The sequence below is a fragment of the Streptomyces filipinensis genome (assembly GCF_014649495.1).
Taxonomy (GTDB): domain Bacteria; phylum Actinomycetota; class Actinomycetes; order Streptomycetales; family Streptomycetaceae; genus Streptomyces; species Streptomyces filipinensis.
This window is the reverse complement of sequence record NZ_BMTD01000009.1, coordinates 152,909-174,773: the sequence shown is the minus strand read 5'-3', so window position 1 is coordinate 174,773 and position 21,865 is coordinate 152,909. Positions and strand designations below refer to the sequence as shown.

The window sequence follows — 21,865 nt, the reverse complement described above, 5'->3', positions numbered from 1 at the left end:
TACCGAGACCACAGACGTACGAGATGCAAAGGACGAGGGCGATGCGAGAGATCTTCGCGGGACTGCCGTGGTGGGTGAAGTGGGTCGCGGTGCCGATCATCGCCCTGGTCGTGTTCGGCGGTCTGATAGCGACCGTGGTCGGGTTCGTGATCGGCCTGCTGTTCAAGGCCCTGGTCTTCGTGGCCCTGGTCGGCGGACTCATCTACATCGTGCGCAAGTTCATGTCGAGCTCCTCGTCCCGCAGCGACTGGTGACGCACGCGGGAACTGGTGTCCGCACGGGATCACCGGTTCCCGGCAAGGCGCTCACCGGTTTCCCTCGGGGGAGGGAAGTTTGCCCGGGAGACCGTCTGTCCGCGGTGGCGGACGGTTAAAGTCCGGAACTCCCGCGGGGACGTGCCCCGCGGGCGGCGCAGATCCCCTCCGTGCTCCACCTCCGCACGGGCTGCGCCTCGCGCTCCGGGAGTGACCCCTTGGCCACGGTTGACACCGCACCGGCAGAACCGCACGCACCCCCCACCCCACCGCACAGCTGTGTACCCCCCGCCCAGCGGCCGCCGGCCGTCGTGGTCCCCGAACAACCGCACCCTGCCGACGCCCCGGGCCCGCCGCATCGCCCCGATGCCTCCGGCCCGCCCCGCTGCGCCGACGCCTCCGGCCCACCGGCCGCCGCGACGCTCATCGGCTCCGTCCAGCGCGCCATGCGCCTGCTGGAGTCCGTCGCCACACACGCCTACGGCGCCCCCGCCAAACAACTCGCCCGCGAGACCGGCCTCGCCCTCCCGACGACGTACCACCTGCTGCGCACCCTGGTGCACGAGGGCTATCTGCGCCGTGAGAAGGGGCTGTTCTTCCTCGGGGAGGCGGCGGAGCGGCTGGGCAGCAGCGGAGCGCAGCAGAAACGTCGCAGCGCGGTGGCCGACACGCTCGCGCACTGGCGCGATTCCATCGGTGTGCCGGTGTACTACGCGATGTACCGGGACGGCGAGATCGACGTCATGTGCGTCTCCGACTCGCCCGGGGCGCCGGCGGTCGAGGAGTGGGCGGACTTCCGCGAGACCGGCCATGCGCACGCCATCGGGCAGTGTCTGCTCTCCCAGCTGGACGAGGACGCCCGCCGCGACCATCTCGCCCGCTATCCCGTGCAGTCCCTCACGCCGTACACCGTGCGTGACAACGATGCCCTGTTGCGGCGGCTGGCGCGCATGCCGCGCATGGAGCCGGTGGTGGAGCGTCAGGAGTACGCGCTCGGGACAGTCTGCGCGGCGGTCCCGATCACGGTCGGCACGACCGTGGCCACGATGGCGATGTCGCTGCCGGTCGACCAGGCCGACCGGCTGTTGCCCGCGGCCCGTCAGCTGCAGGCGGAGATCGGGCGGCACCTGGGGACACTCACCCTCTCTATCAGTATCTGAAAACTTACTCCTTGTGATCTCTCGTGTACGTTCAGCAAGATTTGACCACGGTTACAGGGATCAAACCCGGCCAGTCGATGTCATATGACGGGATAGGCGATGCGCGAGTCCGTACAGGCAGAGGTCATGATGAGCTTTCTCGTGTCGGAGGAACTCTCCTTCCGCATCCCGGTGGAGTTGCGCTACGAGACCTGCGATCCCTATGCCGTGCGGCTCACCTTTCATCTGCCCGGTGATGCTCCGGTGACATGGGCGTTCGGACGCGAACTGCTGATCGATGGCGTGGGCCGGCCGTGCGGGGAGGGCGATGTGCATATCGCCCCCATCAACGCGGAGGTGCTGGGCGAGGTGCTGATCCGGCTTCAGGTCGGATGTGACCAGGCGCTGTTCCGCTCCTCCGCGCCTCCGCTCGTGGCCTTCCTGGACCGTACGGACAAGCTCGTGCCCCTGGGGCAGGAGGGTGCCCTGGCCGAGTTCGACGCCCATCTGGACGAGGCCCTGGACCGCATCCTGGCCGAGGAGCAGAGCGCGGGCTGAGCGTTACGGCACGGGGCGCCGAGCGCTCCACCGTGCCGCTCGACCGCGTGAACTCATGCAGGAACGCTTCTGCGTTGGGGGGCGGTCCATGGCCTGAGGCGAAGTCCGGCCGGTTCGCCGTTCACGGTGCCCGCTCCGGCCGGGCTCACCGCTTCCGGCGCCGGCCTCGGCCGCCGCGCGCCGGGACGGGCTGTGTCCCTGCCGGGACGGCCGGGCCGGTGCGGTCGGCCGAGACCACCAGGGCGGCGAGCGCGGTGGTGACCGGTACCGAGGCGACGAGGCCGATCGAGCCCACCAGCGTGCGCACGATCTCCTCGGCCACCAACTCGCTGTTGGCCACGGTCCCGACACTGCTCTGCGCGATGGAGAACAGCAGCAGCAACGGCAGTGCGGCACCGGCATAGGCGAGGACGAGGGTGTTGACCACGGAGGCGATGTGGTCGCGGCCGATGCGGATCCCGGCCCGGTACAGCCCGCGCCAGCCCATCGACGGATTGGCCTCGTGCAGCTCCCAGACGGCCGACGTCTGCGTCACGGTCACATCGTCGAGGACACCGAGCGAGCCGATGATGACACCGGCCAGCAGCAGACCGCTCATGTCGATCGACGGATACAGGCCGTGGATCAGGCCGGTGTTGTCGTCCGTGTTGCCGGTCAGGGCGGCCCAGCCGATGAAGAGGGAGCCGAGCGCACCGATCAGCGACAGGGAGATCAGCGTGCCGAGCACCGCCACGGACGTCCGCGCCGACAGGCCGTGGCACATGTACAGGGCGATCAGCATGATGGCGCTCGATCCGACCACTGCCACGAGCAGTGGGTTCGAACCCTGGAGGATCGCGGGCAGGATGAACAGGGTCAGCACCAGGAAGCTCACGGCCAGTGCGACGAGCGCCATGACACCGCGCAGCCTGCCGACCACCACCACGGCGAGCGCGAAGATCCCCGCGAGCAGCGCCATGGGAAACTGCCGGTTCACGTCGGCGACCGAGTACTGCAGGTCCTTGGGCGCCGAGGGCTCGTAGGCGACCACGACCTTCTCGCCCTGGTGCAGCTGCCGCGTCTGGTCCGGCTGCACGATCTCGGTGAAGGTGCGGCCCGTGTCCTTGCCGGTGTCGACCCGCACGGTCGCCTTCTTGCAGGTTCCCTTCGCCCCCTGCTGCGTCGACGTGCCCTCGGCGGTGGAGGCGTTGCCGGCCGATGAGCCACCGGAGGCGTTCACCGACGTGCAGCTCACCTCGACGACCCTGCTGACCGTGGCCTGTTGAGTCTCCCGGTCGAAGCCGACGCCGGTGCGCTTGTGGGGCGGGGCTCCTCCGGGCCAGAGCACCAGCAGGCCCACGACGACCGCCGCGGTGAACGGAACCAGGATCGCGGCGATGACCTTGCGCAGGTGCCGGGAGACGGGAGCAGCGGGACCGTGGCTGTGGCTATGACCGTGCGCGTGACGGTGACCGCGGCCGTGGTCATGGCCGTCGTCCGCGCCGGATGCCCGCTCGGGGCCCTGGCCGGAGTCCTCTCGATGGCGAGGCTCGCGGGGCTGATACGGGTACTGCTCCATCTTGGTCACCGCCGGATCATCGCAAGAACGGTGGGGGCCCACTGTTCACCGCGCCACATATGACGCTAGCGTGGAGGCACCTTTGCACACGCGGGAGCTCGGAGCACCGGGCTGAGAGGGCGCTGATCTCCGTACAGGCGATGTTTCACGTGGAACAGGCGATGTTCCTCGGGAAATGTCGGCAGACGGAAACCGCTGCGTCGACCGCCGAACCTGTTACCGGGTAATGCCGGCGTAGGGAGTAGGTCTCATGACCAACAAGGACGCACGCACGCCTGCCTCCGTTCAGGACGACACGTCCCCGGAGGCCGGGAAGTCCATCGGCTGGCACAAGGCGTACGTCGAGGGTTCGCGCCCCGACCTGCGCGTGCCGGTCCGCCAGGTGCACCTCACCAACGGGCAGTCGGTCACGCTGTACGACACGTCGGGCCCGTACACCGATCCACTCGTCGATACCGATGTCCGCAGGGGCCTGCCGCCGTTGCGGGAGAACTGGATCATCGCTCGCGGTGACACCGAGGAGTACGCGGGCCGTCCCGTCCGTCCCGAGGACGACGGGATCAAGCACACCTCGCCGCGCGGCGGGCTGCGCAACCTGGATGCGGTCTTCCCCGGCCGCCCGCGTCAGCCACGCCGCGGACGGGACGGGCAGCCGGTGACGCAGCTCGCCTACGCGCGCCGCGGTGAGATCACGCCCGAGATGGAGTACGTGGCCGTCCGGGAGAACGTTTCCCCTGAAGTGGTCCGTGAGGAGATCGCGGCGGGCCGGGCGGTGCTGCCGGCCAACGTCAACCACCCGGAGATCGAGCCGATGATCATCGGCAAGCGCTTCCTGGTGAAGGTCAACGCCAACATCGGCAACTCCGCGGTGACCTCCTCCATCGAGGAGGAGGTGGAGAAGATGACCTGGGCGACCCGCTGGGGCGCCGACACGGTCATGGACCTCTCCACGGGCCGCAACATCCACACGACGCGCGAGTGGGTGCTGCGCAACTCCCCCGTGCCCATCGGTACCGTGCCGCTCTACCAGGCCCTGGAGAAGGTCGACGGCAAGGCCGAGGAACTGACCTGGGAGATCTACAAGGACACCGTCATCGAGCAGGCCGAGCAGGGCGTGGACTACATGACCGTCCACGCGGGCGTGCGGCTGCCGTACGTCCCGCTCACCGCCAACCGCAAGACCGGAATCGTCTCGCGCGGCGGCTCGATCATGGCGGCGTGGTGCCTGGCGCACCACAAGGAGTCGTTCCTGTACGAGAACTTCGAGGAACTGTGCGAGATCCTCGCCGCCTACGACGTCACGTACTCGCTGGGCGACGGTCTCAGGCCGGGTTCGATCGCGGACGCCAACGACGAGGCACAGTTCGCGGAATTGCGAACTCTTGGGGAACTCAACCAGATCGCCAAGCGTTTCCATGTTCAGACCATGATCGAGGGCCCGGGACATGTCCCGATGCACAAGATCAAGGAGAACATCGACCTTCAGCAGGAGATCTGTGAGGAAGCCCCGTTCTATACGCTCGGCCCGCTGACCACGGACATCGCGCCGGCGTACGACCACATCACCTCCGGCATCGGTGCCGCGATGATCGCCTGGTGGGGCACGGCGATGCTCTGCTACGTCACGCCCAAGGAGCACCTCGGCCTGCCCAACCGGGACGATGTGAAGACCGGCGTCATCACCTACAAGATCGCCGCGCACGCGGCCGATCTCGCCAAGGGGCACCCGGGCGCCCAGGAGTGGGACGACGCGTTGTCCGACGCCCGCTTCGAGTTCCGGTGGGAGGACCAGTTCAACCTCGCGCTGGATCCGGACACGGCACGGGAGTTCCACGACGAGACCCTGCCGGCCGAGCCCGCCAAGACGGCCCACTTCTGCTCCATGTGCGGGCCGAAGTTCTGCAGCATGAAGATCTCGCAGGACATCCGCCGGGAACACGGCGGCAGTCGGGCCGAGGTCGAGGAGGGCATGGCCCAGAAGTCGAAGGAGTTCGCGGCCAGCGGCAACCGGGTGTACCTGCCGATCGCCGACTGAGACGAGAGCGTGACTCGCCGCGCCGGTATGCCCCCGGGGGCGGCCGGTGCGGTCGGCAGACGCCGGGGACGCGGCTGACCGGGGTGGTGACGCCACGCCGGTTGGCCGCTCGGTCCGCCCGGTCGGCCCCTGTGGTCCGGGGGCGCGAGCCGGGTTCTTCGGGTGCGGGTGGGGGTCAGTCGGGCTGGTGCTCGGGGCCGCCGAAGTCCGGGCTCGTGTAGTCCGGGCTGCTGAAGCTCGGGCGGCCGGACTCGGTGCCGTCGTCGGGGCTGCTGAAGCCGGGGCGGTCGTACCCCAGGCGGGGCATACGGCCGCTCGGGGCGGGCGGCGTCGTGCGCTGCAGTGCCGTAGGGCCCGGCTCGGCGAGCGCCTCGCGCAGGAACGGCACGATGCCGCGCTCCAGCAGGGCGTCCCGCCAGGCCTCTCTGGCCCTGTCCAGCTCCCGGTGCGCCGCGTCCAGCGCCTGGGCCTGTGGCGAACTGCCGTTGCGCAGGGCGGTGAGGAGCAGTCCGACGGCGGCGACGAGGATCGCGGCCGCGGTCACCGCGCCGAACACCCAGCCCGCGGTGAGCATGGTCTGGCCGAAGGCCTGCCCGGGGCTGAGCGTCTTCAGGATGTAGCCGACGAGAAGGAAGATCGCCGCGGCGGTTCCGGAAAGGACGGGAGCCAGTACGGCGATGACCGCGACGGCACCCGCACCGGTGCTCTCGGCGGTCTCACCGAAGGCGGTGACGAGCCCCGTCGTGGCCGAACCGTGGTCCAGCGGAGCGGAGTCCCCGGTGGCCGCCGGGGTCATCGCCGGGTGGCGCAGTTCCTGGCGGACCTTCACGTAGTGCTGGTATTCGGCCGTGGCGGCGGCCGTGATCAGGGCACTGGCGTTGAGTGCCATGGTGCGCAGTTGTTCGGGATTGAGGCGCTGGCCGACTGCGGCCAGTTCCGGGCGGTGTGGTGCGGAACGCAGCGCCTCATCGAGGAGCCGCTCGAATTCCTGGCGGTCCTCGCTCTGCAGGTGCTGCGGAACGCTGTTCATGTGCATCCCCCGATGCTCCGTAGGGCTTGGGGCTCGCACGCCGGCGAGCCGTCGGGCAGAAACGGAGGGGAGCCTGCTACGGATAAGCCGATGGTAGAGCCGTGACGGCGCACGGTGACAGGGGGTTGCCAGAAATTGCCCTTCGGGTGCGTACTCCACCGGGGCACGCCTTCCCGTGGAAGGGTCAGGTAGTCAGGGGCAGTTGCCGGACCAGTAGCTTTCCGGCCATGGTCACGCCGCCGTCCATCGCGATGGCGAGCCCGTCGGCGTAGACGTGCGGTCCCTCCACCGCCGGCCCGGTGCCCTCGTCGTCGTCCTCGGAGCCGACCTCGCCGAGGAGGTAGGGAATCGGACTGTGGCCGTGAACGATGCGGGTGCCGCCGTACGTATCGAGGAGGGAGCGTACGGCGTCGGCGCCGCCCTCGTCGCGGAAGGAGAAGCGCTTGGTGAACTTGCGGAACAGGTCCCAGCACTCGTCCGCGTCATTACGGGTGAGGGTCTCGCGGACGGTGTCGTTGACCGCCTCGATGGAGTCGCCGTAGTCGAGGTAGGCGGTGGTGTCCGAGTGCACGAGCAGATAGCCGTCGACCTCCTCGACGGCGTCGAGGCGGGCCATCCACTGCAGATGGTGGTCCTGGAGGCGGTCCATGTCGGTCTTCTGACCACCGTTGAGCAGCCAGGCCGCCTGGAAGGTGGCGGTGCCCGCGCCCGAGTTGACGGGCGTGTCGCCGAACCGCTTGGCGCCGAGCAGCAGCAGTTCGTGGTTGCCCATGAGGGCCTTGCAGTAGCCGCCGGCCGCCGCGGCCTCGGCGGACAGCCGCATCACGAGGTCGATGACGCCGATGCCGTCGGGACCGCGGTCGGTGAAGTCGCCGAGGAACCACAGCCGGGCGGTGCCGGCGCACCACTGGCCTGAGGCGTCGATCAGCCCCTGCTCCTGCAGGGCGGTCACCAGTTCGTCGAGGTACCCGTGGACGTCTCCGACGACGAACAGCGGTCCGGGCCCGGTCGCGGGCTGCGGCGCGGGGGCCGCGGGTGCCGGCTCGACGGGGACCTGGAGTGTCTCCGACCGGTTGATGACGGGAAGATCGCGCTGCGTGGGCGTGTAGCCGTCGGGGTACGCCTCGTCGGCGGGGGGCACGGTGTCGCCCGGATGGGCGGTGCGGACGTACGGACCGGTCTCGTGGACGTACGCAGGCACCCGGAAGTCGCGCAGCGTCGCCGTCCGCTCCACTTCGGGTCCCTGACCGGCCCCCTGAGTCATCAGACCCCTCCACCATCGCGCCGCATCTGCACCGCTTCGGACTGCCTGGTCGCAGCGGTCCACGGTGTCGTGGGCCCATCATAGGAATGCGCGTCGCGCCGTGTGATGACCCAGGGGTGGTGAATCGGAACAAGACTCCAGTTCACTGCGGCTTTCGCCCCGTTTGGGCAGGTGTTCGGCCGACTCCGCGCCGACCGAACCCGCGGCTCGCCGGTCGCCGAGCCGTCCTGCCCCCTCCACCGGCTGAGGATCGTGCGGGGTGAGCACCCCGCTTTCCGGGGCTATTTGCCGTCCGGTGACCGCGGCGGGCTGACCGTCGTGCGCGGTGGGCGCCGCTGGGAGGAGGTGCGCACGATCAGCTCGGTCGGTATGACCTGCTCGACCGGCTGGTCGGAGTCCACGCCCTCGATGGCGTCGATGAGGAGCTGGACCACCGCGGTGCCGATGCGGCGGGGTTTCAGGGAGAGCGTGGTGATGGGCGGCTCGGTGCCGGCGTACCCCATGGACTCGCTGCAGCACACGAGGAGCAGGTCGTCGGGGACGCGGAGCCCGTAGCGGCGGGCGGCGGCCAGCAGGTCCGTGCCGTTGGGGTCGAACAGTCCGTAGACCGCGTCGGGCCGGTCGGGGCGGGCGAGCAGCCGGTCGGCGGCGACGGCACCCGCGCACGGGTCGTGGGCCGGGTAGGCCTCGTACACCGGGTCCTGGCCGACGCGCTCGCACCAGCGCAGGTACGCGGTGGTCGACAGGTGGGTGTACGTGTCCGTCGTCGTGCCGGTGAGCAGGCCGATGCGGCGGGCGCCCGCGTCGGCGAGGTGGTCGAGGATGCCGAGGACGGCGGCCTCGTGGTCGTTGTCCACCCAGGCCGTGACCGGGAGCGATCCGGCCGGGCGCCCGTCGGAGACGACGGGCAGGCCTTGCCGGACCAGCTCGCTGACCACCGGATCCTGGTCGGAGGGGTCGATGACGACCGTGCCGTCCAGAGCGACGTTGGACCACACGTCGTGGCGGGAGGTCGCGGGCAGGATGACGAGGGCGTAACCGCGGGCGAGCGCGGCCGAGGTGGCGGCCCGGGCCATCTCGGCGAAGTAGGCGAACTCGGTGAAGGTGAAAGGTTCATCCCCGTACGTCGTCACGGTCAGGCCGATCAGACCCGACTTGCCGGTACGGAGGGTGCGGGCGGCGGCCGAGGGCCGGTACCCCAGCCGGTCTGCGACCTCGCGGACATGGCGCCGGGTGGCATCCGGGAGCCGCCCCTTGCCGTTGAGGGCGTCGGAGACGGTCGTGATGGAGACCCCGGCGGCGGCGGCCACGTCTCTGATGCCCGCCCGGCCCGGCCGATTGCCTCGACGTGAGGTTTCCGCGCGGCTCACCTGGTGCTTCCCTGCTGCTGTCATGGCGAGCCGATAGTAGGGCTCATACGGTGGGGTAGTGCGGACGCATATGCACGCATTGACAGGCACGTTTCTGCATGGTCAACAGTACTCAACTGCCTTGAAAACAAAGGCAGTTAAACGATACAGCGGTAGGACGTGACGTGTTGACGCGCATGGGCCTGCCAAGTGCCCGATGTCTCGAAGAGGTCTCAACTCACCTGCACGGGGGATGCGCGCCACGGCGCGAGCCACCGGCGCATAGATATATGTATGGCGCGCCCCCTGAAACGTACGCCTTCGTACGGTGATGCCGGTGAGGGCGGCGGGGCGGATGTGGTTCGCGTATTGGCGGCCCGCACCTGTACGCACCGAGGCCGAATCCTCATAAGGTGAGGAGTATTGGAAGCCGGCGGCGTCGACGGTCCGCCGGTGATCGCGAGGAGGACTGCGGTGAGCGAGACGAGCCCCAAGCTGCGCGCCGAGCTGGAGGGGATTCCCACCTACAAGCCGGGCAAGCCCGCCGCGGCCGGCGGGCAGGTCGCCTACAAGCTGTCCTCCAACGAGAACCCCTATCCGCCGCTGCCGGGTGTGATGGAGAGCGTGACGGCCGCCGCCTGCAACTTCAACCGCTATCCGGACATGGCGTGCACGGGGCTGATGGACGAGCTGTCGGACCGGTTCGGTGTGCCGCTCTCCCACCTGGCCACCGGCACCGGTTCGGTGGGCGTCGCCCAGCAACTCATCCAGGCCACCAGCGGTCCCGGCGACGAGGTGATCTACGCCTGGCGCTCCTTCGAGGCGTACCCGATCATCACGCAGATCAGCGGTGCCCGATCGGTGCGGGTGCCGCTCACGCCCGACGAGGTGCACGACCTGGACGCGATGGCGGACGCCATCACCGACCGGACGCGTCTGATCTTCGTCTGCAACCCCAACAACCCGACCGGCACGGTGGTGCGGCGGGCCGAGCTGGAGCGGTTCCTCGACCGGGTGCCCAGCGATGTCCTGGTGGTGCTGGACGAGGCCTACCGGGAGTTCATCCGGGACCCCGAGGTGCCCGACGGCGTCGAGCTGTACCGGAACCGTCCCAACGTCTGTGTGCTGCGCACCTTCTCCAAGGCCTACGGCCTCGCCGGGCTGCGCGTCGGTTTCGCGATCGCCCATGAGCCGGTGGCAGCGGCGCTGCGCAAGACGGCGGTGCCCTTCGGTGTCAGCCAGCTCGCCCAGGAGGCGGCGATCGCCTCGCTGCGGGCCGAGGACGAGTTGCTCGGCCGGGTCGGCTCGCTGGTGTGCGAGCGCACGCGCGTGGTCGACGCGCTGCGGGCCCAGGGCTGGACGGTGCCGGAGACGCAGGCGAACTTCGTCTGGCTGCGGCTGGGGGAGCGTACGGTCGCGTTCGCGCAGGCCTGTGAGCAGCACGGTGTGGTCATCCGGCCGTTCCCGGGCGAGGGTGTGCGGGTGACGATCGGAGAGACCGAGGCGAACGACATCTTCCTGAAGGCGGCGGAGGGGTTCCGCAAGGAGCTGTAGTCCGGCGTCGGCTCAGTCGTCGATCAGTTCCACACGGACGGGGTCGCCGTCTCGTACGGTCGCCAGAACGCCGGCGTCCCCGTCCAGGCTGCCGAGGACATTGCACGGGCTCGCGAGGCGGCACTCGTCGCCTCGCGAGATCGGCGTGGGCCCGTAGGGGAGGGCGAGCGCGTCGCCGTCCGTCCAGAAGGCCACGGTGCCCGGCTCCACGACCTGCCGGGCGTCCGTTTCACGTGAAACAGCGACTCCTGTGTCGAAATAGACCTCCTCGCCCCATGTGCAGGCGCTGGAGGTGAGCGGTAGTGCCTTGGCGAGGGCCTGCGCGGTGGGTGAGTCTGCGTCGAGGCTCGCGGTGACGTTCCCCGCGGGCCATGAAATGCGTATCTGCATGGCGCGCAATTCAACAAGATGTTGAAGTCGCTGCCAAGGGCTTGACGTGAAGGCGAAGGGGGGACCCCCCGTTGGTTGCCGAAAATCAGTGCGTCATAATGGCTTGTGAATGTGAACGCGTTCACAAGCGCGTCCCGATTGTCCTGTATGTGCGCGACAAGCAGGGCAAACCGCCGCTTTACACGGCGTAGTAAGGAGAGTGACGACGTGGACCTGGCTCTGGCGCCGGAGACACTGGCGCGCTGGCAGTTCGGCATCACCACCGTCTACCACTTCCTGTTCGTCCCGCTGACCATCTCCCTGGCCGCCCTCACGGCCGGGCTGCAGACGGCCTGGGTGCGCACGGAGAAGGAGAAGTACCTCAGGGCGACGAAGTTCTGGGGCAAGCTCTTCCTGATCAACATCGCCATGGGCGTGGTCACCGGCATCGTGCAGGAGTTCCAGTTCGGCATGAACTGGTCCGACTACTCGCGCTTCGTCGGGGACATCTTCGGAGCGCCGCTCGCCTTCGAGGCGCTGATCGCGTTCTTCTTCGAGTCCACCTTCATCGGCCTGTGGATCTTCGGCTGGGACAAGCTCCCCAAGAAGATCCATCTGGCCTGCATATGGATGGTCTCGATCGGCACGATCCTGTCGGCGTACTTCATCCTCGCCGCCAACTCCTGGATGCAGCACCCGGTCGGCTACAAGATCGACAAGGCGAAGGGGCGCGCCGAGCTGACCGACTTCTGGGCCGTGCTGACCCAGAACACCGCGCTCAGCCAGGCCTTCCACACCCTGTCCGCGGCCTTCCTGACCGGCGGCGCCTTCATGGTGGGTATCGCCGCCTACCACCTGGCCCGCAAGAAGCACATCCGCGAGATGAAGACCTCGCTGCGGCTGGGCCTGATCACGGTGGTCATCGCCGGTCTGCTCACCGCGATCAGCGGGGACACCCTCGGCAAGGTCATGTTCAAGCAGCAGCCGATGAAGATGGCGGCCGCTGAGGCGCTGTGGGACGGTCAGAAGCCGGCGCCGTTCTCGATCTTCGCCTACGGCGATGTGGAGAAGAGCCACAACACCGTCGCGATCGAGATCCCGGGCCTGCTGTCCTTCCTCGCCAACGACGACTTCACCTCGTACGTCCCCGGTATCAACGACGTCAACAAAGCCGAGCAGCAGAAGTTCGGCCCCGGCGACTACCGGCCCAACATCCCGGTCGCCTTCTGGGGCTTCCGCTGGATGATCGGCTTCGGCATGGCGTCCTTCGCGATCGGCCTGGCCGGTCTGTGGCTGACCCGCAAGAAGTTCATGCTGCCGCAGCATCTGCGGGTCGGCGAGGACGAGGTGCCGCATCTGGTGCTGTTCAAGAACCAGGCGCTCAGCCCGAAGCTGACGCCCTGGTACTGGCGCATCGCGACCTGGACCCTGGCCTTCCCGCTGATCGCCAACTCCTGGGGCTGGATCTTCACCGAGATGGGCCGACAACCGTGGGTCGTCTACGGCGTCCTGCAGACCCGGCACGCGGTCTCCCCCGGTGTCTCCCAGGGCGAGGTCCTCACCTCGATGATCGTCTTCACGACGCTGTACGCGATCCTCGCCGTGGTCGAGGTCAAACTGCTCGCCAAGTACGTCAAGGCCGGCCCGCCCGAGCTCACCGAGGCCGACCTCAACCCGCCCACGAAGATCGGCGGCGACACCCGTGACGCCGACAAGCCGATGGCCTTCTCGTACTAGGCGGAGGGAACCGTCATGGAACTTCACGACGTCTGGTTCGTCCTGATCGCCGTCCTGTGGACCGGCTACTTCTTCCTGGAGGGCTTCGACTTCGGAGTCGGCGTCCTCACCAAACTGCTGGCCCGCAACCGGCCCGAGCGCCGGGTGCTGATCAACACCATCGGGCCCGTCTGGGACGGCAACGAGGTGTGGCTGCTCACGGCCGGCGGTGCCACCTTCGCGGCGTTCCCGGAGTGGTACGCCACCCTCTTCTCCGGCTTCTACCTGCCGATGCTGGTCATCCTCGTCTGCCTCATCGTCCGGGGCGTCGCCTTCGAGTACCGGGCGAAGCGCCCCGAGGAGAACTGGCAGCGCAACTGGGAGACCGCGATCTTCTGGACCTCGCTGATCCCGGCGTTCCTGTGGGGCGTGGCCTTCGGGAACATCGTGTGGGGCGTGAAGATCGACCAGCACTTCGAGTACGTCGGCAGCGTCTGGGACCTGTTCACCCCCTACGCGCTGCTCGGCGGTCTGGTGACGCTCACGCTGTTCACCTTCCATGGAGCGGTCTTCACCGCGCTCAAGACCGTCGGGGACATCCGCGGGCGGGCACGGAAGCTGGCCCTGTGGGTCGGTCTCGTCACGACCGTCGTGGCACTCGGCTTCCTGCTGTGGACACAGGCCCACAGCGGGAACGGCAAGAGCATGGTGGCCCTTGTCGTGGCCGTCGCCGCGCTCATGGCCGCGCTGGTGGCCAACCAGTTCGGGCGTGAGGGATGGGCGTTCGCGCTGTCCGGCGTCACCATCGTGGCTGCCGTGGCGATGCTGTTCCTGTCGCTCTTCCCGAATGTCATGCCGTCCACGCTCGACGGGGACTGGAGTCTGACGGTCACCAACGCCTCGTCGAGCCGGTACACCCTGAAGATCATGACGTGGCTGGCAGCCATCGCCACCCCCCTGGTGCTGCTCTACCAGGGATGGACCTACTGGGTGTTCCGCAAGCGCATCGGCACGCAGCACCTCGCTCCCGACGCTGCGGCCGGCGCCGCACACTGAGTCCGCCGAGGGTGTGTTTCACGTGAAACACACCCTCTGGACCGAAGGGCACGTTTCACGTGAAACCAATCGATCCCCGTCTACTGCGCTACGCCCGCGCCACCCGGCTCTTCCTGGGGGCAGTCGTCGGCCTGGGAGCCGTGGGCGCGGGGCTGGTCATCGCCCAGGCGATGCTCATCGCCGAGGTCGTCGTCGGAGCGTTCCAGCAGGGGGAGTCCGTCGCCGGACTGCGTACTCCCCTGCTGCTGTTGGCGGCCGTGGCTGTGGGGCGGTCGATCGTCGCGTGGCTCACCGAACTCGCCGCCCACCGGGCGAGCGCGGCGGTGAAGTCCGAACTGCGGGGACGGCTTCTCGACCGGGCGGCGGCACTCGGTCCCGGGTGGCTGGCCGGGCAGCGCACCGGTTCGCTGGTCACGCTGGCCACGCGTGGGGTCGACGCCCTCGACGACTATTTCTCTCGCTATCTGCCGCAGTTGGGGCTCGCCGTGGTCGTGCCGGTGGCGGTACTGGCGCGGATCGTCACCGAGGACTGGGTGTCGGCGGCCATCATCGTCGGCACCCTGCCGCTCATCCCGCTCTTCATGATGTTGATCGGCTGGGCCACCCAGTCCCGGATGGACCGCCAGTGGCGGCTGCTGTCGCGGCTGTCCGGGCACTTCCTGGATGTGGTCGCCGGGCTGCCCACGCTGAAGGTCTTCGGGCGGGCCAAGGCGCAGGCCGAGTCCATCCGGCGGATCACCGGCGAGTACCGCCAGGCCACCCTGCGGACGCTGCGGATCGCCTTTCTCTCCTCCTTCGCGCTGGAGTTGCTCGCCACGCTGTCGGTGGCGCTGGTCGCGGTGACGATCGGGATGCGGCTCGTGCACGGCGACATGGATCTGTACGTCGGCCTGGTGATCCTGGTGCTGGCGCCCGAGGCGTACCTTCCGTTGCGTCAGGTCGGCGCGCAGTACCACGCGGCGGCCGAGGGACTTGCCGCGGCGGAGGAGATCTTCAGCGTGCTGGAGACGCCGGTGCCGGCGTCGGGTGCCGGCGCGGTGCCTGCGGGTGCGGTGGCCTTCGAGGGGGTCACCGTCCGCTACCCAGGTCGTTCCGTGGCCGCGGTGACGGACGCGTCGTTCTCCGTAGAGCCCGGTGAGACGGTCGCGTTGGTGGGACCGAGCGGGGCGGGCAAGTCGACGCTGCTGAATGTGCTGCTCGGGTTCGTCCGGCCCAGCGAGGGGCGGGTGCGGATCGGGCGGGCGGATCTCGCGGACCTCGACCTGGAGGAGTGGCGGTCGCGGATCGCGTGGGTGCCGCAGCGGCCGCATCTGTATGCCGGGAGCATCGCGGAGAACGTGCGGTTGGCCCGGCCCGACGCGGACGACCGTGCCGTGCGCCGGGCGCTGCGGGACGCGGGTGCGCTCGAGTTCGTGGACGCGCTGCCCGACGGGGTGGAGACCGTGCTCGGGGAGGACGGGGCCGGGCTTTCGGCGGGGCAGCGGCAGCGGTTGGCCCTTGCGCGGGCCTTTCTCGCGGACCGTCCCGTGCTGTTGCTGGATGAGCCGACGGCCGCGCTGGACGGGCGGACCGAGGCGGACGTCGTGGCGGCCGTGCGGAGGCTGGCCGCTGGGCGGACGGTGCTGCTTGTCGTGCATCGGCCGGCGTTGCTGTCGGTGGCGGATCGGGTGGTGCGGCTGGAGGGCGCGGAGGCTGTGCCGCGGCCGTGCGGCGCTGAGGATTTCACGGACCTTCGCCCCCTGGACCCCCGCGTCGAGCTTGATGGTGGCCGCACGGGGCTGAGCCTGGCAGAGGAGGAATCGGCCGGAGCGCGGCTCGGCGGGCTGGAAAGTGAGCCCTCGGTCTCCGGACCCGGTGGGCTGGGAAGTTCGCCGTCGGTCTCCGGACCCGGTGGGCTGGGAAGTTCGCCGTCGGTCTCCGGACTCGGTGGGGTGGGGAGTGGGTTCTCCGGGTCTCGGGCCGGTCGGGTGGCGGACAGCTCGGTGGCGCGGTCCCGGCGCGTGCTCGCGCGGGTGCGGGGGTTTGCCGGACTCCAGCGGGGACGGCTGGGGCTCGCCCTCGTGCTGGGGAGCCTGGCGCTCGGCAGCGCCGTGGGGTTGATGGCGACCTCCGGGTGGCTCATCTCGCGGGCCTCGCAGCAGCCGCCGGTGCTGTATCTGATGGTGGCCGTGACGGCCACGCGGGCCTTCGGGATCGGGCGGGCCGTCTTCCGGTACGCCGAGCGGCTGGTGTCGCACGACGCCGTGCTGCGGATGCTCGCCGACACCCGGGTCGCCGTGTACCGGCGGCTGGAGCGGCTCGCACCCGCGGGCCTGCGCACCGCCCGGCGGGGCGATCTGCTCACCCGGCTGGTCGCGGACGTGGACGAGCTCCAGGACTACTGGCTGCGCTGGCTGCTGCCCGTGTCGGTGGCCTTGGCCGTCTCCGCTGCTTCCGTCGGCTTCACGGCCTGGCTGCTGCCCGAGGCCGGCGCCGCCCTCGCGGCGGGCCTCGCGGCGGCCGGTGTCGGCGTCCCGCTCGTCACCGCGACCGTGGCCCGGCGGAGCGAGCGGCGGCTGGCCCCCGCCCGGGGCGCCCTCGCCACCCGCGTCACCGACCTGCTCACCGGCACCGCGGAGCTGACCGTCGCCGGTGCGCTGCCCGCCCGTACGGACGCGGCCCGGCGAGCCGACGGCACCCTCACCCGGATCGCCTCGCGCGCCGCCGCGGTGACGGCGCTCGGCGACGGACTGACCGCGCTGGTCTCCGGCCTGACCGTCACGGCGACCGCGCTGCTCGGCGCCCAGGCGGTGGCCGCGGACCGGCTCCACGGCGTGGCGATGGCCGTGCTCGTCCTGACGCCGCTGGCCGCCTTCGAGGCCGTACTGGGGCTGCCGCTCGCCGTGCGCCACCGACAGCGGGTGTGCCGGAGCGCGGAGCGTGTGCACGAGGTGCTCGATGCCCCCGAGCCCGTCTGCGAGCCCGAGCGGCCCCGGCAGGCGCCCGCGTCGCCGTTCCCGCTGGTCGTCAAGGGACTGGTCGCGCGGTACGAGGGGCAGCGGCAAGAAGCGCTGGACCGCTTCGACCTCACCCTCGAAAGGGGGCGGCGGATCGCGGTGGTCGGGGCGTCCGGTTCCGGCAAGACGACTCTCGCCCAGGCGCTGCTGCGCTTCCTCGACCCGCGGGAGGGTTCGTACACGCTCGCCGGCGTGGACGCCTACGCGCTGGCGGGAGACGACGTACGGCGGCTCGTCGGACTGTGTGCGCAGGACGCGCATCTCTTCGACAGCTCGGTACGCGAGAACCTGCTGCTGGCCAGGAAGGACGCCACCGAGGCCGACCTGCGCCGGGCGCTGGACCGGGCCCGGCTGCTGGACTGGGTGGACGGGCTGCCCGACGGACTGGACACGCTCGTCGGCGAGCACGGAGCGCGGCTGTCCGGCGGTCAGCGGCAGCGGCTGGCGCTGGCCCGCGTCCTGCTGGCCGACTTCCCCCTCCTGGTCCTCGACGAGCCCGCCGAGCATCTGGACCTGCCGACGGCCGACGCGCTGACCGCCGATCTGCTGGCCGCCACACAGGGCCGTACGACGTTGCTGATCACGCACCGGCTCGCCGGGCTGGAAGCGGTGGACGAGGTGATCGTCCTCGACGCGGGCCGGGTGGTGCAGCGGGGCACGTACGCGGAGCTCCTCGCGGCGGAGGGGCCGCTGCGGGAGCTGGCCCGGCGGGAGAAGGAGGCGGAGTCGCTGGTCGGGGCGAGGTGACCGGCCCGGTGGGGTGACCGGCACTCCGGCCCGGTACCGGCGCGTGGCCGCTCGCCCCGGCCCTCAGGCTCGGGCGCACCGTCGCTCCCACCGTGCCGGTGGCCGCTGCGGTCAGGAGCCTTCCGCCAGCAGTTGCTCGATGACGATCGCGACGCCGTCCTCGTTGTTGGCGACCGTACGGCCCGACGCGGCGGCGATGACGTCCGGGTGGGCGTTGCCCATCGCGTAGGAGTGGCCGGCCCAGGTCAGCATCTCGACGTCGTTGGGCATGTCACCGAAGGCGACGACCTCCTCGTGCGAGATACCGCGCTCGGCGCAGCACAGCGCGAGCGTGCTGGCCTTGGAGACGTCGGGGCCGCTCAGTTCCAGCAGGGCGCTGGGGCTGGACCGGGTGACGTTGGCACGGTCGCCGATCGCGAGCCGGGCGAGGGTGAGGAAGGCGTCCGGGTCGAGGTCCGGGTGGTAGGCCAGGATCTTGAGGACGGGCTGGTCGGCGTCCGGGCCGTCGGGGGCGAGGAGTTGCTCGGCCGGCAGGAGGTTGTCCGGTATCTCCAGGTGCAGCTTGGGGTAGTTCGGCTCCTGGTGGAAGCCGTACGTCTGCTCGACCGCGAACACCGTGCCGGGTGCCGCCTCGCGCAGCAGCCCTACGGCGTCCAGGGCGTTCTCGCGGGCCAGTTCACGCACCTTCACGAAGCGGTGGGCGCCGGGGCCGCCGTGCAGGTCGACCACGGCGGCGCCGTTGCCGCAGATCGCCAGGCCGTGGCCGTGAACGTGGTCGCTGACGACGTTCATCCAGCGGGCGGGGCGGCCGGTGACGAAGAAGACCTCGATGCCCGCCTCCTCCGCGGCGGCCAACGCGGCGACCGTGCGCGGTGAGACGGACTTGTCGTCCCGCAGCAGCGTTCCGTCGAGGTCGGTGGCGATCAGCCGCGGCCGTACGGCGGCGGACGGGGTCCCGGGCTGTCTGGTCGCTGAGGTCACCCGGCCATTCTCGCGCATATGCCAGCACGGTCGTGCGGGACTGCGCACAGATGAGACACAGATGACGCTCAACGCCCGTCGGCGCGGGCGCTGGTCAGCACAGGAAACCTCGGCCGAGACACCCGGCAGCTCCCTCGTCCGTCAGTTCGGGCGCTCGTCAGCCCAGCTGGGCCAGGCCCTCCATCGCGATCTGCTCGAAGACCTTCTCGTCCGCGGCGAAGTCGGAGTCGGGGATGGGCCAGTGGATCACGAGCTCGGTGAAACCCAGCTCCTGGTGGCGGCCGGCGAAGTCCACGAAGGCGTCCAGGGACTGAAGCGGCCGGGCACGGTCCGGGGTGAAGCCCGTGAGCAGGATCTTGTCCAGGCCGGCCATGTCCCGCCCGGCGTCCGCGCAGGCGTCGGACAGCTTGGCGATCTGCCCGCGCAGGGCCGCCACGGACTGCTCCGGGGTGCCGGACTCGTACAGCTTGGGGTCGCCGGTGGTCACCCAGGCCTGCCCGTGCCGTGCGGCGAGCCGGAGGCCGCGCGGGCCGGTGGCCGCCACCGCGAACGGCAGCCGGGGCCGCTGCACACAGCCGGGGATGTTCCGCGCCTCGTGCGCCGAGTAGAAGCGTCCCTCCTGGGTCACCGCGTCCTCGGTGAGCAACCGGTCCAGCAGCGGCACGAACTCGGCGAGCCGGTCCGCGCGCTCGCGTGCACTCCACGGCTCCTCGCTGCTGTTCAACAGGGCCGTCGCGTCGAAACCGGTGCCGCCGGCGCCGATGCCCAGGGTGATCCGGCCGCCGGAGATGTCGTCGAGGGAGATCAGCTCCTTGGCGAGGGTCACCGGGTGCCGGAAGTTCGGTGAGGTCACCAGCGTGCCGAGGCGCAGCCGCTCGGTGACACCGGCGGCGGCGGTCAGCGTCGGGACCGCGCCGAACCAGGGCCCGTCACGGAAGCTGCGCCAGGACAGGTGGTCGTAGGTGTACGCGGTGTGGAAGCCGAGCTGCTCGGCCCGTACCCAGGCCGAACGACCGCCTTCGTTCCAGCGGCGGTAGGGCAGGATCACGGTGCTCAGACGCAGACTCATGCGTTCGAGGGTAAGCGGGCCCGTCGGGAACGGAGCAAACGGTCACCGAACGCGGCTGCTCAGCCACGGACTGAGCAGGATCATCGGGAGGTGCTCCTTGTGTGTGCGGTCGCCGGGCAGCGGGACGACGAGGCGGTAGCCGGGCGGGAAGCGGCGCGCCCTGACATGGGCGAGGTCCCCGAAGACGGAGCGGAGGAAGGCGGGCACGTCGTCGCGCGGGATGTCGGGGCACTCGACGCCCTCGACCGTGATCAGCGCGTCGTCCTCGGGGTAGAGCCGCACGCTCACCCGCGGTACGCCGCCGAACTCGACGTACGCCTCATGGGGCAGGGAGCCGTCGGGGTCCGTGGTCGCGCCGATGGCCGCGGAGCTGCGGCGGGAGGTCTGGTCGGCGCCGATGTCATGGGTCACCTCGATCTCGCGCGCGTAGTGGGCGGCGAGGGCGCGCAGCGCGGTGACGGCGGCCTCGGTGGTCGGCAGGTGCTCGTCCCAGTGGTCCATACCACTGATCATGGCCCGTGGACCGGCTCCCCGTCTCAGCGGGGCCCTGGAAAGCGCAGGTAGCGCGGTGGTACGGCTTTCGTCAGCCAGACTCCGTTGGCGCTGACGTGGAACACATGGCCGTCGCGGTGCATGGCGCCGGCGTCGACGGTGAGCACCACGGGGCGGCCGCGGCGGGCGCCGACCCGGCCGGCTGTCTCCCGGTCGGCCGAGAGGTGGACGTCGTGCCGGCTCATGGGTCTGAGGCCGCCGGCACGGATCGCGTCCAGGTTCCGGGCGACGGTCCCGTGGTAGAGGTACGCCGGCGGGGTCGCCGGGGGCAGGCCGAGGTCGACCTCGACGCTGTGGCCCTGGCTGGCCCGGATCCTGGTGCCCTCGATCGCGAAGCGCTGCTTGTCGTTGGTGGCCACCACGTGGTCGAGTTCCTCGCGGGTGAACCGGAAGCCGTGGGCGGCGGCCGCGGCGATCAGCGTGTCGATCTCCACCCAGCCGCCCGGGTCCAGGCGGAGACCGATCCGTTCCGGCTGGTGACGCAGGTGTTTGGAGAGGTACTTCGACACCTTCACGGTGCGTCTTTCGTCGTATCGTCCGTCGTGCCGTCTGGCGTATCGTCCGTCCATACGCCCAGCGTGAGGGAGAGACGCGGATCACGCAGGTTGTTTTTGTTCGTAGGTTTGATCCACAACCAACAAGAGTTATCCACAGGGGAATTGGTGAATCTGTGGACAAGTGGTGCACGCTTTAAGGTGATTCACGAACTTCGTTCCCCAGTACGGCGTCTGCGGCCAGCTCGTTCAACGCGCGGGCCATGACCTCCCGTTCGGCCGCCAGTGCGACGAACTCGGAGACATGTGCGCGCCCAACGAGCCCTTCCACGGCGTCGATCGTCCGGGCGGGCAACGAGACGGATCGTACGCCGGATCGTGCTTCCACGGACCGCTCCGCCCCCAGGCGCGTGCGCAGCTGCCGGGTCGCCAAGGAGCGCATGGCACGCGCCAGTTCGGCGTCCACCGTCTGCTGGGCCAGCGGACGCAGCCGGCGCACGAGCGAGGCGGCCTCCGCCGCGTGCGCGTCCGTGCGTCGTCCGGGATCGTCCAGGTAGCGCCCGAAGACGTACTCGGTGGTGAACTCCAGGAAGCGGGCGGCGATGTGCTCGACCTGTCCTCTCAACTCCCGCAGATGGTCCGAGATCGCGGACAGCGGAACCCCGGCGGCGTGCAACTCCACGGCCACGGAGAGCTCTTGGGGGCTCGGTACGAGGAACGTGTCGGGGTCACCGTCGACCCGCTCCAGCACACCGAGTTCGACCGCCTCGCCCACGGCGTCGTCGTCGGACGTGCCGCCGAAGCGGGCGTCCAGTTCGGCGCGGGTGACGCGGTCGGGGCGCTCGTCCGTCCACGGCCCGTCCACCTCGGTGACCAGACCGAGCACCCCGCCCAGGCCACGGCCGGTGTCCCAGGCGTCCAGCAACTCCTTGATCGAGGCCAGCGTGTACCCGCGGTCGAGGAGAAGGGCGATCTGGTGGAGCCGGGTGACATGCGCCTCGGAGTAGACGTTGGCCCGCCCCCGGCGCTCGGGCCGGGGCAGCAGACCGCGGTCCTGGTAGGCGCGGATGGTCCGGACCGTGGTGGCGGTGTGGTGGGCGAGGTCCTCGATGCGGTAGGTCCGCGGTGGTGGCGGATCGGTCAT

18 protein-coding genes are annotated in these 21,865 nt (G+C 70.0%); 8 read left to right on the top strand and 10 right to left on the bottom strand.

All coding sequences use genetic code 11. The annotated features are described in order from the left end of the window. Nucleotides 1-41 precede the first annotated feature (41 nt). The 3 genes from IE244_RS21290 to IE244_RS21280 all read left to right on the top strand — a co-directional run bounded on the left by IE244_RS21290 (nt 42) and on the right by IE244_RS21280 (nt 1,951). Entirely contained in the window at nt 42-254 is a 213-nt protein-coding gene (locus tag IE244_RS21290; protein WP_031164411.1) for a DUF5326 family protein, read from the top strand. A gap of 218 nt (nt 255-472) precedes the next feature. After that, complete coding sequence (locus tag IE244_RS21285; RefSeq protein WP_373305761.1) at nt 473-1,414, top strand: IclR family transcriptional regulator; 942 nt, start codon at nt 473-475, stop codon at nt 1,412-1,414. Between the two features lie 99 nt (nt 1,415-1,513). Then, nucleotides 1,514-1,951 (top strand): SsgA family sporulation/cell division regulator, encoded by a 438-nt coding sequence (locus tag IE244_RS21280; protein WP_191875140.1) that lies wholly within the window; start codon nt 1,514-1,516, stop codon nt 1,949-1,951. A gap of 145 nt (nt 1,952-2,096) precedes the next feature. Here the strand turns inward: IE244_RS21280 and IE244_RS21275 are convergent, their stop codons facing one another. Further along, entirely contained in the window at nt 2,097-3,518 is a 1,422-nt protein-coding gene (locus IE244_RS21275; protein WP_373305760.1) for a YibE/F family protein, read from the bottom strand. 241 nt (nt 3,519-3,759) lie between these two features. On the opposite strand from IE244_RS21275, the gene thiC reads away from it, so the two are divergent. Next, nucleotides 3,760-5,544: a phosphomethylpyrimidine synthase ThiC gene (gene thiC, locus IE244_RS21270; protein WP_229854256.1), complete on the top strand. Its 1,785-nt coding sequence runs from the start codon at nt 3,760-3,762 to the stop codon at nt 5,542-5,544. A 175-nt stretch (nt 5,545-5,719) separates the two neighbouring features. On the opposite strand, the gene IE244_RS21265 is transcribed toward thiC, so the two are convergent. From IE244_RS21265 to IE244_RS21255, 3 genes are all read right to left on the bottom strand, one after another. Then, entirely contained in the window at nt 5,720-6,580 is an 861-nt protein-coding gene (locus IE244_RS21265) for a hypothetical protein (RefSeq protein ID WP_191875139.1), read from the bottom strand. Between the two features lie 178 nt (nt 6,581-6,758). Continuing rightward, nucleotides 6,759-7,838, bottom strand: a complete 1,080-nt coding sequence (locus tag IE244_RS21260; RefSeq protein ID WP_191875138.1) for a metallophosphoesterase — start codon at nt 7,836-7,838, stop codon at nt 6,759-6,761. 281 nt (nt 7,839-8,119) lie between these two features. Then, entirely contained in the window at nt 8,120-9,232 is a 1,113-nt protein-coding gene (locus IE244_RS21255) for a LacI family DNA-binding transcriptional regulator (protein WP_191875137.1), read from the bottom strand. Nucleotides 9,233-9,661: 429 nt separating this feature from the next. On the opposite strand from IE244_RS21255, the gene hisC reads away from it, so the two are divergent. Further along, nucleotides 9,662-10,741, top strand: coding sequence for a histidinol-phosphate transaminase (gene hisC, locus IE244_RS21250; RefSeq protein WP_191875136.1), 1,080 nt, complete (start codon nt 9,662-9,664; stop codon nt 10,739-10,741). A gap of 12 nt (nt 10,742-10,753) precedes the next feature. Here hisC and IE244_RS21245 read toward each other — a convergent pair whose 3' ends face one another. Beyond that, nucleotides 10,754-11,131: a cyclophilin-like fold protein gene (locus IE244_RS21245; protein ID WP_191875135.1), complete on the bottom strand. Its 378-nt coding sequence runs from the start codon at nt 11,129-11,131 to the stop codon at nt 10,754-10,756. Nucleotides 11,132-11,338: 207 nt separating this feature from the next. Between IE244_RS21245 and IE244_RS21240 the strand changes: the two genes are divergently transcribed. The 3 genes from IE244_RS21240 to cydD are packed head-to-tail and all read left to right on the top strand — an operon-like array spanning nt 11,339 to nt 17,625. Further along, complete coding sequence (locus IE244_RS21240; RefSeq protein ID WP_191875134.1) at nt 11,339-12,847, top strand: cytochrome ubiquinol oxidase subunit I; 1,509 nt, start codon at nt 11,339-11,341, stop codon at nt 12,845-12,847. A 15-nt stretch (nt 12,848-12,862) separates the two neighbouring features. Next, on the top strand, nt 12,863-13,882 hold the full coding sequence (gene cydB, locus IE244_RS21235; protein WP_191875133.1) for a cytochrome d ubiquinol oxidase subunit II: 1,020 nt from the start codon (nt 12,863-12,865) through the stop codon (nt 13,880-13,882). Nucleotides 13,883-13,941: 59 nt separating this feature from the next. After that, nucleotides 13,942-17,625 carry a thiol reductant ABC exporter subunit CydD gene (cydD, locus tag IE244_RS21230; protein WP_191875132.1) on the top strand — a complete coding sequence of 1,228 codons (3,684 nt, stop codon included), beginning with the start codon at nt 13,942-13,944 and terminating at the stop codon, nt 17,623-17,625. Nucleotides 17,626-17,736: 111 nt separating this feature from the next. Here cydD and IE244_RS21225 read toward each other — a convergent pair whose 3' ends face one another. The 5 genes from IE244_RS21225 to IE244_RS21205 all read right to left on the bottom strand — a co-directional run bounded on the left by IE244_RS21225 (nt 17,737) and on the right by IE244_RS21205 (nt 21,865). After that, nucleotides 17,737-18,624 carry a Cof-type HAD-IIB family hydrolase gene (locus IE244_RS21225; protein ID WP_191875131.1) on the bottom strand — a complete coding sequence of 296 codons (888 nt, stop codon included), beginning with the start codon at nt 18,622-18,624 and terminating at the stop codon, nt 17,737-17,739. Nucleotides 18,625-18,763: 139 nt separating this feature from the next. Further along, complete coding sequence (locus IE244_RS21220; RefSeq protein WP_191875130.1) at nt 18,764-19,675, bottom strand: LLM class flavin-dependent oxidoreductase; 912 nt, start codon at nt 19,673-19,675, stop codon at nt 18,764-18,766. A gap of 42 nt (nt 19,676-19,717) precedes the next feature. Beyond that, nucleotides 19,718-20,188, bottom strand: a complete 471-nt coding sequence (locus IE244_RS21215) for a hypothetical protein (protein ID WP_191875129.1) — start codon at nt 20,186-20,188, stop codon at nt 19,718-19,720. A gap of 23 nt (nt 20,189-20,211) precedes the next feature. Further along, a complete protein-coding gene (locus tag IE244_RS21210; protein WP_191875128.1) occupies nt 20,212-20,796 on the bottom strand; it encodes an RNA 2'-phosphotransferase in 585 nt (194 codons plus the stop codon). A gap of 121 nt (nt 20,797-20,917) precedes the next feature. Continuing rightward, nucleotides 20,918-21,865: a MerR family transcriptional regulator gene (locus tag IE244_RS21205; RefSeq protein WP_191875127.1), complete on the bottom strand. Its 948-nt coding sequence runs from the start codon at nt 21,863-21,865 to the stop codon at nt 20,918-20,920.